This window comes from Azospirillum sp. 11R-A, from assembly GCF_049472615.1.
GTDB lineage: Bacteria > Pseudomonadota > Alphaproteobacteria > Azospirillales > Azospirillaceae > Azospirillum > Azospirillum palustre.
Map to the genome: position 1 here is coordinate 23,576 of NZ_JBCEBL010000031.1, position 13,023 is coordinate 36,598.

The 13,023-nt window shown below is 67.8% G+C and carries 12 protein-coding genes and 1 riboswitch; of the genes, 6 read left to right on the forward strand and 6 right to left on the reverse strand.

Translation table 11 applies throughout. The annotated features are described in order from the left end of the window. Positions 1-149 precede the first annotated feature (149 nt). Positions 150-968: a calcium-binding protein gene (locus VH569_RS29375; protein ID WP_098737762.1), complete on the reverse strand. Its 819-nt coding sequence runs from the start codon at positions 966-968 to the stop codon at positions 150-152. A gap of 125 nt (positions 969-1,093) precedes the next feature. Between VH569_RS29375 and VH569_RS29380 the strand changes: the two genes are divergently transcribed. Further along, positions 1,094-1,471: a hypothetical protein gene (locus tag VH569_RS29380; protein ID WP_423320118.1), complete on the forward strand. Its 378-nt coding sequence runs from the start codon at positions 1,094-1,096 to the stop codon at positions 1,469-1,471. A gap of 162 nt (positions 1,472-1,633) precedes the next feature. Here the strand turns inward: VH569_RS29380 and VH569_RS29385 are convergent, their stop codons facing one another. Both VH569_RS29385 and VH569_RS29390 read right to left on the reverse strand, forming a co-directional pair. Further along, entirely contained in the window at positions 1,634-2,989 is a 1,356-nt protein-coding gene (locus tag VH569_RS29385) for an HlyD family type I secretion periplasmic adaptor subunit (RefSeq protein ID WP_423320120.1), read from the reverse strand. Beyond that, positions 2,986-4,722 carry a type I secretion system permease/ATPase gene (locus VH569_RS29390; protein ID WP_423320122.1) on the reverse strand — a complete coding sequence of 579 codons (1,737 nt, stop codon included), beginning with the start codon at positions 4,720-4,722 and terminating at the stop codon, positions 2,986-2,988. The genes VH569_RS29385 and VH569_RS29390 overlap by 4 nt, the downstream gene beginning before the upstream one ends. A gap of 548 nt (positions 4,723-5,270) precedes the next feature. Here VH569_RS29390 and galE point away from each other — a divergent pair. Genes galE through VH569_RS29405 form a run of 3 tightly spaced genes read left to right on the forward strand, consistent with a single transcriptional unit; the run spans position 5,271 to position 8,148 of the window. Beyond that, positions 5,271-6,284 carry a UDP-glucose 4-epimerase GalE gene (gene galE, locus VH569_RS29395; protein ID WP_423320124.1) on the forward strand — a complete coding sequence of 338 codons (1,014 nt, stop codon included), beginning with the start codon at positions 5,271-5,273 and terminating at the stop codon, positions 6,282-6,284. Positions 6,285-6,335: 51 nt separating this feature from the next. Next, complete coding sequence (locus VH569_RS29400) at positions 6,336-6,908, forward strand: winged helix DNA-binding protein (protein WP_423320126.1); 573 nt, start codon at positions 6,336-6,338, stop codon at positions 6,906-6,908. Positions 6,909-6,939: 31 nt separating this feature from the next. Next, positions 6,940-8,148: a DUF2336 domain-containing protein gene (locus VH569_RS29405; protein WP_423320128.1), complete on the forward strand. Its 1,209-nt coding sequence runs from the start codon at positions 6,940-6,942 to the stop codon at positions 8,146-8,148. Positions 8,149-8,153: 5 nt separating this feature from the next. On the opposite strand, the gene VH569_RS29410 is transcribed toward VH569_RS29405, so the two are convergent. Next, complete coding sequence (locus VH569_RS29410) at positions 8,154-9,515, reverse strand: nitrate- and nitrite sensing domain-containing protein (protein WP_423320130.1); 1,362 nt, start codon at positions 9,513-9,515, stop codon at positions 8,154-8,156. A gap of 290 nt (positions 9,516-9,805) precedes the next feature. On the opposite strand from VH569_RS29410, the gene VH569_RS29415 reads away from it, so the two are divergent. Together VH569_RS29415 and VH569_RS29420 are read left to right on the forward strand one after the other, a co-directional pair. After that, the gene (locus tag VH569_RS29415; RefSeq protein ID WP_423320132.1) at positions 9,806-9,997 is read left to right on the forward strand and encodes a hypothetical protein; all 192 of its coding nucleotides are present in this window, start codon (positions 9,806-9,808) and stop codon (positions 9,995-9,997) included. Positions 9,998-10,114: 117 nt separating this feature from the next. Then, positions 10,115-11,329, forward strand: coding sequence for an alpha-hydroxy acid oxidase (locus VH569_RS29420; protein WP_423320134.1), 1,215 nt, complete (start codon positions 10,115-10,117; stop codon positions 11,327-11,329). 71 nt (positions 11,330-11,400) lie between these two features. Here the strand turns inward: VH569_RS29420 and VH569_RS29425 are convergent, their stop codons facing one another. Beyond that, positions 11,401-12,093, reverse strand: a complete 693-nt coding sequence (locus tag VH569_RS29425; protein ID WP_423320136.1) for a hypothetical protein — start codon at positions 12,091-12,093, stop codon at positions 11,401-11,403. 116 nt (positions 12,094-12,209) lie between these two features. Further along, complete coding sequence (locus VH569_RS29430; RefSeq protein WP_423320138.1) at positions 12,210-12,779, reverse strand: manganese efflux pump MntP family protein; 570 nt, start codon at positions 12,777-12,779, stop codon at positions 12,210-12,212. 1 nt (position 12,780) lies between these two features. Then, positions 12,781-12,951: riboswitch (yybP-ykoY riboswitch) on the reverse strand. Positions 12,952-13,023: the final 72 nt, after the last annotated feature.

The following is a 13,023-nucleotide window of genomic DNA, read 5'->3' on the forward strand; positions in this document are numbered from 1 at the left end:
GGGATTCCGGCAGCGTCGGTGGGTTTGAAAGTCGAAATTGGCTGACTGCGGGCAAAGGGGGACCGGCGGCGGCTTTGACACCACCGGTCCGTCCTTCTCGTTCAACGCTCAAAGAAGCAGTGGACGATCAGTGCCCGAGCAGTGCCCGGTCAGTGGATGACGAAGAAGTCGTTCGGGTGGTTGTGGATGTCCGCAGCCGAGACGCCCTTCAGCGTGATGCTGTCGCCATGGCCGAGGTCGATCACGGCGTCGCCATGCTGGTCGGTGACGCGGGCAGCCAGATCGGCGGCGTCGGTCACCTTCAGACCGTTGATGTTGCGGGAGATCTGCAGAACGTCCTCGCCGGCCTTGAAGTCCAGGACCACGTCCTGGCCGCCGCCGCCGGAGAAGATGAAGACGTCGTGGCCGGCACCGCCGATCAGCAGGTCGTCGCCCTTGCCGCCTTCCAGGCGGTCGTTGCCGTCGTCGCCGAACAGGGTGTCGTCGCCGTCACCGCCATTCAGCACGTCGTCGCCGGTGCCGCCGCGCAGCAGGTCGTCGCCCTTGCCGCCATTGAGGATGTCGTTGTGGCCGCCGCCGTACAGCGTATCGTCGCCAGCGCCGCCGTTCAGCACGTCGTCACCGTCGCCCCCCGACAGCACGTCGTCGCCCTTGCCGCCATCCAGCAGATCGCGCCCGGCACCGCCGATCAGCACGTCGTCACCATTCCCCCCCAGGATGATGTCGTCGCCCGAACCGCCGTCGATGATGTCGTCGCCGTTACCCCCCAGCAGCACATCCGCCGACGCGCCGCCATGGATCACATCCGCCCCGTTCCCCCCGAACAGAGCGTCATGTCCATTGCCGCCGAGCAGAGTATCGCTTCCGTTGCCCCCCAGCACCAGATCGTTACCCTCGCCGCCGACCAGCAGATCGTCGTGATTCGTGCCGATATGCACGTCGTAGCTGCCCCCAGGAACCGTAGCCATCGTAGGTGTCTCCTTGCGATGTGATTGGGATTTTTGGGCCTTCTTTAGGCCTCGCTCGAAAGGCTGAGCTCGCCTTTCGGTGTAACCAAATCTATCGGGCGGATAGTGTGATAAAACTCGGGCACATGGAAGAGAAAGTTGAGTCTAGGCAGCGGATTCTTGCAGTAGAACGCATTGTCGATATTTTCAAAAAGACAGTTACTTTGATTTGCTTCGAATTTCTAAGCAGTTTCCGCTTTAAAAAACGATGGTCAGACCCGCATTTTCGCCGCAGAAACGCCCCAGACTGGCTGGATTTGCAGGAAAAAGTCGAAATCGTTAAAAGAGGGTTTTTAAAATCGGATGGTCCACCCAAAGCCACAGCGGATTTTCCGACGTCGGCAGGATCGCTCATATCGGCCATGGCGAGACAGTCATCGGCGAAGAGAAAAGAAAACCATCTTATCACTCAACGACCAAAACAATGCCTGATTACTATCTTATGCAAGGATCGGCGGGACTGACTGCAATAAAACTGTATCGCTTCTGTCTCGGACGTGCAAAAGGGCCGGCGTGGGGGACGCCGGCCCTTCCACGGGGCCGCTTGCCAGGGGATGGAACCCAGGCGAGGGCCCCCACCCGCACCGGCCCGAACGGGGGAGGGCCGGGTGGGATGGCGGTTCCGCTTATTTCTCGCGGAAGGCTCTTTGAAGACCGTCGGTCAATGGCGTCAGGAAATAGTCGATGGCGCGGCGGGCATGGCCGTGGATCATCACCTCGGCCGGCATGCCGGGATGCAGTTCGACATTGGGCAGGGCCTTCAGTTCCGCCGCATCCATGCTGATCCGTGCCGCGAAGTAGTAGGCGCCGGTGCGCTCGTCCTCCAGCTGGTCGGCCGACAGCGACACCACCTGCCCCGCCACCGGCGGCACGGCGCGCTGGCGGTAGCCGGTCAGCTTCACCATCGCCTTGCTGCCAACCTCCACATTCTGGACGTCGTGGGGGGAGACGCGGGCCTCGACGATCATCGCGTCGTCCTGCGGCACGATGTCGAGGATGCCGGCACCGGCCGGGATCACACCGCCGGTGGTGAAGAACTTCAGCCCCGTCACCCGCCCCGCCTGCGGTGCGGTGACCGCCTGACGCAACAGCACGTCGTCGGCGCTGCGCAGCCGTTCCGACAGGTCGGCGACGCTGGCCTGGGCGGCCTGAAGGTCGGTCGACACCTCCGACCGCCGGGTGTTGCCGATGTTGATCATGGTCAGTTCGGCGGCGGCGATGGCCTGCTCCGCCTTGGACTTGTTCGCCATCAGCTCGCCCAGCCGTCCTTCGGAATCGGCGACGTTGCGCTGAAGCTCCAGCAGGCGCGGCTTGCGCTCATACCCCTTCGCCAGCAGGCCCTGCACCACGCGAGTTTCCTCCTGGGTGTAGCGCAGCCGGTCGGCGGTGGCGATCCGTTGGGATTCGAGCGCCGCGATTTCGTCGCGCAGCTGGGAGATCTGCTTGCGCTGGATCCCCAGCTGCGCCTCGTAGCTGTCATGGCGGGACCGGAACAGCCGTTCCTCGACCGCCACGGCCTCCGCCGCCACCGGATTGTCGCGTACCGCCTTCACCAGCTCGTCGGTGAACAGCGGCTTCGGCGCGTCCGATTGCTCGGCCCGCAGCCGGCCCAGCCGGGCCAGGGCGGTCCAATATTGCCCCTGCAACTGGGCCACCACCGCCTGGCTTTGCGTGGAATCCATCCGCAGCAGCACCTGACCGGCGCGCACGGGGTCGCCGTCCTTGACCAGCAGGTCGCGCAGGATGCCGCCTTCCAGGTGGGAGATGGTCTTGCGATGGCTTTCTACCATCACCGTGCCGGCGGCGAGTGCCGCGCTGTCCAGGCTGGCGGTGAAGCCCCAGGTCAGGAAACCGCCGAAACCCACCAGCACTGCAAGCGCGCCGGCCAGCGCCGTGCCGCGCAAGGACGGTTCGACCGGAGCCATGTCGATGGTCGCGGTCCAGACCGGCTGGGACGACAGGAGGGGCGTATCGCTGCTCATCGCTGTTCTCCGCTGCGGACAAGGCGGGCAATGGTGGTGTTGGGGCCGGCGGGAGCACCGCCGGGCTGCACCAGTTTCAGGACGTCATTGCGGGCGCCGAAATGCTCGACCGCGCCGTCCTTCATCACCACCAGCTTGTCGGCGATGGCGACGATGGAGGGGCGGTGGGCGATCATCACCACGGTCGTGCCGTCCGCCTTGACCTTCTGAACGGCGCTCAGCAGGGCCTGCTCGCCGTCATGGTCGAGGTTGGAGTTGGGCTCGTCCAGCACCAGCAGGCGCGGGCGGCCGAACAGGGCGCGGGCCAGCGCGATGCGCTGCCGCTGGCCGCCGGACAGGGAAAAGGCGCTGTCGCCGACCGGCGTGTCGTAGCCGAAGGGCAAGCGGCCGATCATCTCGTGCACGCCGGCCAGCCGGGCGGCGCGGACGATCTCCGCCGGGTCGGCGCTGGCCATGCGCGAGATGTTCTCGCCGATGGTGCCATCCAGCAACGCCACCGACTGCGGCACGTAGCCGACATATTTGCCGAAGCTCTCGCGCTCCCACAGATAGGTGCTGGTGCCGTCCAGATAGATGCCGCCGGCGGTGGGCTGCCAGACGCCGACGAGCAGGCGCGCCAGCGTCGATTTTCCCGCCCCCGACGGCCCGATGACGCCCAGCACCTCCCCCGCCTGGACCGCGAAGGTGACGTTGCGCAGCACCGGGCGATTCAGCCCGGAAGGCACATGGGTGACGCGGTCGACGGTCAGCGCGCCCTGCGGCTGGGGAAGCGGCATGGTGGAGCGGGCCGAGGCGCCGTTGTTCAGCAGGTCACGGATGCGGCGGTGCGCCTCCAGCGCCTTCACCCACTGGCGCCAGCCGTCCACCAGCTGTTCGAAGGGATGCAGCAGGCGGCCGGTAATCAGGCCGGCAGCCATCATGCTGCCGGGCGTCACCAGATTGTCGATCACCAGCGTGGCACCGGCGGCGATCACCCCGACCTGCAGGATCATCCGCAGCGAGCGCGACGCGGCAGCCAGACCGCGCGACAGGGTGGCGCCGCGGTCGATCATTCCGGCCGATCCGCTCTGCGCCGACTGCCAGCGCCGGGCCAGTGCCGGCAGCATGCCCATCGCCTCGATGGCTTCGGCATGGCGGACGGTGCCGGCGATGTCGGCGAAGACGCGGGCCGAGGCCTCGTTCGCCTGGGCCATCGGCCGCCGGGTCAGCATGTCGGTCAGCACGCCCATCACCAGCAGCACCAGGGCGGAGACGATGGCGAGCACGCCATAGACCGGATGCAGCAGGAACAGGATCGCCAGGAAGATCGGCGCCCAGGCCAGTTCCAGCGGGGCGGTCACGGCACTGCTGGTCATGAAGCTGCGCAGGTCGTTCAGGTCGCGCATGGTCTGCGCCGCATTGCGCGGGCCGCCCGACAGCGCGTCGACGATGGAGGCTTCCAGCGCCGGGACGTTGAAGCGGTGGGCGATCACAGCGCTGGTCACCAGGAAGGCGCGGGCGCGGATGAAGTCCAGCACGCCGTACAGCGCCAGCGCCCCCACCGCGATGATCGCCAGCATCGTCAGCGTTTCCAGGCTGCGGCTGCTCATCACCCGGTCGTAGACCTGCATGGTGAAGAGCGGCAGCACCAGCATCAGGACATTCACGAACAGGCTGAGGACACCGGCCAGCAGCAGGCCCTGTCCGATCTTCCGGTAGGCTTGGGTCAGCAGGGGCCGATCCACGGAACTCATCTTCGATCCTTCCTGAAGGAGGATTCGCCACCTGATGCGGCGCTGGAAATCGGGGAAAACAGGAAAAGCTGCCGGCGGCGACGGACGCGGGACAGGAAGCCGGCTGGGGGGATGCCGGATGCGGCCGGCCCGGTGACCGGGAGACCGCCTATGCGGGGACAGATCCTGACGCGGGGGGAAGCGTCGGCGGATTTGGCACGCTTAAGCTTTACACCGGAGACATTTTAGAGACGTGTGACAAGTTTTGGGCATCACCCCTTTCCAGCATTCGAAAAAGGGGTAGGCAATGGCATCTAAGTCACTGACAGAAAAAGCAGAAACCGGACTTCACCTAAGGTCTTAGGCCCTTCGGGAGAGGGTTTCCAGCAATCTGGTCAGACGCGGCCGACATCGTGCATGCTGCGCTGCATGAGTTTTGCGCAAGGCGCCGTGATCCCCCCATCCGGCCCCCTGCACCGCCCCAAACCCGCCCCCCGTTTTCCTTCCACCACGCCGGCCGCCCGATTCCGGTTGCGGCCCGAAAACCGGTTCAAGGAAACCCACACGCCATGACGACGTCCCAAACCATTCTCGTCACCGGCGGCGCCGGCTATGTCGGCAGCCACTGCGTGACCGAGCTTCTCGAGCGCGGCCACCGGGTCGTGGTGTTCGACAACCTGCGCCAGGGCCACGCCGCCGCCGTGCCGCCCGAGGCGACCTTCGTCCAGGCCGATCTGGCCGACGAGGCAGCGCTGGCCCGCGTGTTCGGGCAATGGCGCTTCGACGCGGTGTTCCATTTCGCGGCCCTGTCGGTGGTCGGCGAATCGATGCGCGACCCGCACGCCTACCTGCACGGCAACACCGTCACCTCGCTGAACCTGATCCGCGCCGCGGTGAAGGCGGGGGTGATGAAGCTGGTCTTCTCCTCCACCGCCAACCTGTTCGGCTCGCCCAAGCGCATCCCCATCGACGAGGACGAGGCGATCGACCCCGGCAGCCCGTACGGCGAATCGAAGTTCATGATCGAGCGCGCCCTGCATTGGGCGGACCGCTGCCATGGCCTGCGGTCGGCCTGCCTGCGCTACTTCAATGCGGCCGGCGCCCATCCCAACGGCCGGCTCGGGGAAGACCACAGCCCGGAAACGCACCTGATCCCGCTGGTGATGGACGCCGCCACCGGCAAGCGCCCGCACATCGAGATCTTCGGCGACGACTACGACACGCGCGACGGCACCTGCATCCGCGACTACATCCATGTCTGCGATCTGGCCGACGCCCATCTGCGGGTGCTGGACGCCTTGGACGGGCGGTCGGTCCGCTACAATCTGGGCAACGGCACCGGCTACAGCGTGCGCGAGGTGATCGCGTCGGTGGAGCGCATCACCGGCCGAGCCGTGCCGGTGAAGGTCGGCCCGCGCCGCCCCGGCGACCTGCCGGTGCTGATCGCCTCGTCCGAGCGCATCCGTCGCGACCTCGGCTGGCAGCCGCGCTTCCCGGAACTGGACAGCATCATCGGCAGCGCCTGGGCATGGCGCAGCGCGCACCCGCATGGCTTCCGCGGCCTTGCCGCCGCGGCGGAGTGAGTCGAGCAGGAAGGATACGGCAATGGTTGAGCCGGCAGGATCATGGACGCGATGAGCAACCTGAACTGGGACGATGACGACGCACCCGAACCGGGAGCGGACGATAAGGGAGCGGAGCGGACCGAGAGCCGGGCGGGCGGCAAGCCCGGCGAGGATCTCGACCTCGCCGACTTCCACGGCATGGCGCGGCTGATCGAGCGGATGCACCGCCGGTACCTCGACGTCGTCCGCGTCGGCCTGTCCAAGCAGGGCATCGAGGACATCGGCCCGGTGCAGGCGCTGATGGTCATGCTGATCGGCGAGGACGAGCTGTCGGTCCGCGACCTGATGGAGCGCGGCTATTACCTGGGCTCCAACGCGTCCTACAGCCTGAAGATCCTGGTCGATGCCGGCTACATCAACCGCGCCGCCAACCAGCGCGACCGCCGCACCGCCCGCCTCCAGCTGACCGACAAGGGGCGGGAGCTGTGGGAGGGGCTGCGGCGGATGGAGCAGGCGCAGGCCGAGGCGCTGGTGCGCAACGAGACCGAGGTCCGCGACCTGAAGGCCAGCTACCGCACGCTCCGCCGGCTCGACCGGCTGTGGGGCGACATGGTCCGCTACTCCTGCCTCGATTTCGATTGAAGGTTCCCCTCCGATGCCGCAGCCGGGTGCCATGATCCCATACGCCGCCGCCCAACCAGACGCCCCCCACCCCAACGGCCTGTCGTCGAAGGATGTGGAGCGGCTGCTCGTCTCGCCCAACGCGGAAACGCGGATCGAGACGATGAACAAGCTGTTCCACGATCTGGAGGCGGGCGCGCTGAGCCCGGCCGAACGGTCGCTGGCCATCGAGGTGGTCCATTGCTTCGCCGGCGACGCCCAGGTTGCGGTGCGCGAGGCGGTGGCCTGGCAGCTGCGCAACAGCCCGCTGCTGACCGGAGATCTGGCGGAGCGGCTGGTCCGCGACGTCGGCCGGGTGGCCTTCCCCATCCTGCGCGATGCCGCCGGCCTGACCGACGACCTGCTGCTGGACGTGCTGTCCGATCCCGATTCCGGCAAGCATGTGGCGGTCGCCAGCCGCTCCACCGTCTCCGCCCGCGTGTCCGGCGCGATCGCCGAGCGCGGCAACGTCATCGCGGTGACGGCGCTGCTGCGCAACGACGGCGCCGAGGTGCCGGACAGCGCGATGAGCCGCGCGCTCGACCGTTTCGGCCGCGTCCGCATGGTCAGCGAGGCGGCGGCGACCCGCCCCGGCCTGTCGCTGGCGATGGTGGAGCGGGTGGTCGCCTTCGTCTCCGACAGCATGCGCACCACGCTGATGCAGGCGCACGGCCTGTCGCGCGAGCTGGTCGAGCGGCTGGTCGAGCGCGGCCGGGAGGCGGCGACCATGCGCCTGCTGCGCCCGGTGCTGCGCGGGGCCGAGGACATCGACGCGGCGATCCAGTGGCTGCACACCAACCGCCGGCTGACGCCGGTCCTGCTGTTCCGCGCGCTGTGCGCCGGCGACCTGTCGCTGTTCGTCGCCGGCATGGCCGTCCGCGCCGGCATCCCGGCGGAGAATGCCCGCCGGCTGGCCTGGGACGACGGCGAGCTGGGCATGGCGGCGCTGATAAAGAAGGCGGCGGTCGCCCCCGGCCTGACCCAGCCGTTCCAGGTCGCGGTCGGCGTCGCCAAGCGGATGGAGTATGAGGGCAGCGATGCAGGCCGTGAGGATTTCCAGGCGGAGGTCATCGGCGAGCTGTTCACCGCCTGCACGCCCACCAACGACTGGATGGTCGACGACCTGCTGTTGCAGCTGTTCGACCAGAAGTCCGAGGAGGTGATCGACCGCGCGCTCGATCAGGCGGGGCTGCCCTTCTCGCCGGTGCGCACGGTGCAGTAGCCGGATTATCCTCCCGCCGGTCCCCCTCCCCCTGCCGCCGTGACGCCGCGGAGGATGTCCGACATGCTGAGGATGGCCTCCGCCACCTCGACGATCCGCTTGTTCTGGTTCATCGCGGTCTTGCGGATCAGCTTGTAGGCCTCCTCCTCCGACAGGTTGCGGGTGGACATCAGCAGGCCCTTGGCGCGGTCGATCACCTTGCGCTCGTTCAGCGCCGCCTTCGCCGTCTCCAGCTCCAGGCTGACGTCGCGCAGGCGCTGGGACTGCGCCTGCATGACGTCGAGGACCGAGCGCATCAGCTTCGGCGGCAGCCCGTCGGGGGCATAGAGCCCGGCGCCGTCCTGGCCCTGTCCATTCGATGACAGCCCGTTCACGCCCGCCCCGGCCAATCCCGACATCGCGGGGACGGCATCGACCAGCATCATGGCGACCGGCAGCACCGCGTCGGGCCCGCCGGCGTCCGCCTGCCCGAGGTCGGCGCGGGCCTGGGCCAGCTTGGCCTCGCACAGGCGGCGGAGATCGTCGGTCAGACGGTCTTCCACCGTCTTCAGCAGCTCCATCCGGCGGGTCGCCCGGTCGAACCAGATCTCCGGCGTGATGCCCGACAGCTCGCCATGGCGGGCATCGTCGCTGAGCGCCACCGCCCGCATCCGCTCCACCTCCGCCACCGCCGGGTCGGCCAGGGCGGTGCGGAAGGCGGCGGCATGGGCGGGGTCGGCGAACTCCGCGAAGATGCGGAATGCACGGTTCTGCGCGTCGATCAGATGGGCGAGCCGGCCATGCTCCACCCCGTCGAAGCGCCCGCGCGAGAAGCCGGCACTGGCGGTCGCCCGCTCCTGCCCGGCGAATTCCTTGCCCTGCACGACGTTGAACAGGGCGACCAGCGCGCGGGAGATCGCCGGATCGGCGGCGATGTCGGCCGCCTCGAACAGCACGGACAGCAGATGGCCGACGATGTCGGTGAAAGCCTTCACCGAATCCTGCGGCACCAGCGCCAGCGACGACACCTGATCGCGCAGGGCCGGCAGCCCGTCCAGCGCATAGAGCGCGATGGCGGCCCGGCTGTAGAACTGCGCGCCGCAGCTGAGGCGGTCGAGCTGCTCGTCCACGAGGTCCAGCCGGTCGCGCAGCACCGACTCCAGCGTGCGAGCGTCGGCCTGCCAGCGGGCGCGGTCCTCGGCGAAGCGGGTGCCGCCGGACCCGAGATAGATCGATGAGGCGCCGCGTTCCTTCTGCAGGGCGTGGATCAGGGCGCTGAGGTCGCGCACCAGAGCGCTGACCCCCAGAAGCTGTTCGACATCGCGGATGCGGCACAGCTTGGCGGTGCGCAGGAAGCGCGCCGCGGCGGCGCTGGTTCCACTCTTCATGGCATCGCGCTCCATACCCATCCAGCCTGTTCCCCCCGACGTCGCCCGGCCCCTGGGCCTGTACAAGCAATGGATATGCCAGGGATATGCCCGCAAAAAAGCCCCTCTCCCCTTGCGGGGATAAGGACTTCCTCCGCTGAACAGGGCTGCCCGGCCTTCACGAATCTGCCCAAGAATCGGCAGGTTCGCCGAAAATTTGGGCGGGCGGCTGCCGCAACACTGTGCAGTGCAACATCGGGGGTCCCGGCGCTGTTGTCGTCGGTATCCCCCATTCCGGAGTCGCTTCCACGATGACCAAGAATCCCTTCATGAGCGCGTGGCTGTCCTGGGCCAACCGCGCCAGCGGCATGTGGACCACCGCGGCGATGTCGGCGGCCCGGCGCAACCAGTCGGCAGCCCAGACGGCGATGTTCAAGGCCATGATGACGCCGCCGAAGGCCAAGCCGTCGAAACCGAAGCCCAGGTCGAAGCCGGCGCGCTGAGCGCCGGGACAGCAAGGCAAAAGGGCAGCGTCGCCGCAGCCATGGCTTGACGGTGTGCGGACGGAGTGGCCAAATCGACGCCCTTCCGTTTCGCGCGCAACCGTTGAGACACGCCCCATGACCTCCGTTCGCATGCCCTCCTCGCGGCCGCCGTCGCGCTGGGCGAACCTGTTCACCGACCGGCCCGTCACCTGCATCGAGGATCTGCGGCAGCTGGCGGAATGGCGCGTGCCGCGGATGTTCTACGATTACGCGGATTCCGGCTCCTACACGGAGTCGACCTATCGCGCCAACGAGTCCGACTTCGGCCGGATCAAGCTGCGCCAGCGCGTGGCGGTTGACATGACCAACCGGACGCTGGCCAGCACCATGGTCGGCCAGCCGGTGGCGATGCCGGTGGCGCTGGCCCCGACCGGCCTGACCGGCATGCAGCATGCCGACGGCGAGATCCTGGCCGCCCGCGCCGCGGCCAAGGCCGGCGTGCCCTTCACCCTGTCGACGATGAGCATCTGCTCCATCGAGGACGTGGCGGAGAACACCGACAAGCCCTTCTGGTTCCAGCTCTACGTCATGCGCGACCGCACCTTCATCGACAAGCTGATCGACCGCGCCAAGGCGGCGGGCTGTTCGGCGCTGGTGCTGACGCTCGACCTCCAGATCCTCGGCCAGCGCCACAAGGACATCAGGAACGGGCTGTCCACCCCGCCGAAGCTGACCGTCGGCAACATCCTGGACATGGCGACCAAGCCGCGCTGGTCGATCAACATGCTGCGGACCCACCGCCGCACCTTCCGCAACATCGTCGGCCACGCCACCGGGGTCAGCAACCTGTCGTCGCTGTCGTCCTGGACGGCGGAGCAGTTCGATCCGACGCTGAACTGGGACGACGTGCGCCGCATCAAGGACCGCTGGGGCGGCAAGCTGATCCTGAAGGGCATCCTCGACCCGGAAGACGCGGTGATGGCGGCGGACAGCGGTGCCGACGCGCTGATCGTCTCCAACCATGGCGGGCGGCAGCTTGACGGCGCCATCTCGTCCATCTCCGCCTTGCCGGCCATCGTCGAGGCGGTGGGCGACCGCATCGAGGTGCTGATGGACGGCGGCATCCGCTCCGGCCAGGACGTGGTCAAGGCGCTGGCGCTGGGCGCCAAGGGCACCTTCATCGGCCGCGCCTTCCTCTATGGGCTGGGGGCCGGCGGCGAAGCCGGTGTGGCCCAGTGCCTGGAGATCATCCGCAAGGAGATGGACGTGACCATGGCGATGTGCGGCCTGCGCGACATCCGGCACGTGACCTCCAACATCCTGGCGGGAAAGCCTAATTTCGCGGTCTGACCGGGGGGTGCCTCCGTCCTGGCCGGCGGCGGGATGGAACGGCGTGGAACAGAATCCGCCGCATGTTCCATCTACCGCCGGCCAAAGGGGCCGGCGGCGCGGCGGCTCACCGGGCCGGGGTTGAGGTTGGGATACTCCTCGTACTGGTTGACGGTCCAGGGGAAGACGCCCGTCGGCCCCTCGGCCTCAGGCTGAGCGACGACGGCGGCGACCAGTTCCGGACTGGGCGGGCAGCGTTCGCGGATGGCCCCGGGAAGGTCGTCGTCGAGTTCGGGGACGGTGACGGCGGGCGGGTCTTCCGGACGGGGCGCCCGCGGCCCCTCCTCCGCCCCCACCTCCCGACTGTCCCGCGAGGCGGTGCGGGCGGTCCCGAGGCCGGGGATGAGGCCGAGCCGTTCGGCCAGCCAGCGCACGGTGGCGGGATCGCCCGAGGTGACCAGCCGCTCGATCTGCTCGGCCACCAGCACCCGCAGGGAGGACAGGCGCAGTTCCGCCTCGCGGTTCAGCGCCTGCCTTTCCCACCAGACCCTGTGACGGAAATCCTTGGAGCCGTAATAGGCCCGCCACAGCGTGGTGCGGCTGCACCCCATGGCGCGCGAGACCTGGAGGAAGCTGTTGCCGCGGGCCAGCATGCCGGCGGCCATGATCCATTGCTCCTCATGGAACTGCGAACCGGGGACCAGCGAGCCTTCGGCAGGGGTCGGCGGCTCTTCGGCCCAGCGGGGGAACCGGTCGTTGGTAAAGCTGCGGCTGTCGAGGGGCATGGCAAGGCTCCGCGGTTGAAAAAAACACGCGGCAAGCCTATAAGAAATTTTCCCGGTTTATAGGATTATTTTCATTTCGCGCATCACCTCTCGTCGTCGCTCCCCACCGCTCCCGGTCAGGCGAACAGGCCGAGATGCTCGACCAGGATCGAGGTGCCGAGCGCGATCAGCGCCAGTCCACCGAGCACTTCGACGATCTTGCCCATGCGATGGCCGACGGCCCGGCCGATCAGCATGCCGATGGTGGTCATCGCGAAGGTGGCGAAGCCGATGGACAGGGCAATGGTGACGATGTCGGACCCGAGAAAGGCCAGCGAGACGCCGACCGCTGCCGCATCGATGCTGGTGCCGACCGCGGTGGCGACCAGAGTCCACGGGCTGGCGCGGCGCGCGCGCTCTCTGGCGTCGTCGCTTTCCGGCTGGAAACCCTCCCAGACCATCTTGCCGCCGACCACGCCCAGCAGCAGGAAGGCGATCCAATGGTCGACGGCGGCGACATAGCTGGCGGCGGCCAGCCCGAGCGCCCAGCCGACCAGCGGCGTGATGGCCTCGACCACGCCGAACACCAGCCCGCCCTTCAGGGCGACGGCGACGCTGGGGCGCTGCGACGCGCCACGGCCGATTGAGGCGGCGAAGGCGTCGGCCGACATGCTGAGCGACAGTACCGCGATTGAAAGAGGAGTCACGGAGCGGATCCTGCCGGACACATGAGACAGCATGTCCGAAATCCGGCCGGCGCGGACCCTCGGGCACACTGGTCTCGCTAGGCAGACGACTGTCCGCTGAACGTGCCATGCACCGCAGCGGGCGCAAGAATGTTGACACGTTCCCGGCGAGGCGCCGGAAGCTACTCCCCAACTGCGGCGACCATATATCGACAGTCATTGGGCGTCAACCGCCGAGGCGAACGGCCAATTGCACTTTCAGGAC

Coding starts and splice junctions, on each gene's coding strand:
- VH569_RS29380 (WP_423320118.1), top strand. CDS start 1,094: ATGGAAGAGAAAGTTGAGTCTAGGCAGCGGATTCTTGCAGTAGAACGC.
- VH569_RS29405 (WP_423320128.1), top strand. CDS start 6,940: ATGATCCCATACGCCGCCGCCCAACCAGACGCCCCCCACCCCAACGGC.
- VH569_RS29375 (WP_098737762.1), bottom strand. CDS start 968: ATGGCTACGGTTCCTGGGGGCAGCTACGACGTGCATATCGGCACGAAT.
- VH569_RS29420 (WP_423320134.1), top strand. CDS start 10,115: ATGACCTCCGTTCGCATGCCCTCCTCGCGGCCGCCGTCGCGCTGGGCG.
- VH569_RS29425 (WP_423320136.1), bottom strand. CDS start 12,093: ATGCCCCTCGACAGCCGCAGCTTTACCAACGACCGGTTCCCCCGCTGG.
- VH569_RS29415 (WP_423320132.1), top strand. CDS start 9,806: ATGACCAAGAATCCCTTCATGAGCGCGTGGCTGTCCTGGGCCAACCGC.
- VH569_RS29385 (WP_423320120.1), bottom strand. CDS start 2,989: ATGAGCAGCGATACGCCCCTCCTGTCGTCCCAGCCGGTCTGGACCGCG.
- galE (WP_423320124.1), top strand. CDS start 5,271: ATGACGACGTCCCAAACCATTCTCGTCACCGGCGGCGCCGGCTATGTC.
- VH569_RS29400 (WP_423320126.1), top strand. CDS start 6,336: ATGAGCAACCTGAACTGGGACGATGACGACGCACCCGAACCGGGAGCG.
- VH569_RS29390 (WP_423320122.1), bottom strand. CDS start 4,722: ATGAGTTCCGTGGATCGGCCCCTGCTGACCCAAGCCTACCGGAAGATC.
- VH569_RS29410 (WP_423320130.1), bottom strand. CDS start 9,515: ATGAAGAGTGGAACCAGCGCCGCCGCGGCGCGCTTCCTGCGCACCGCC.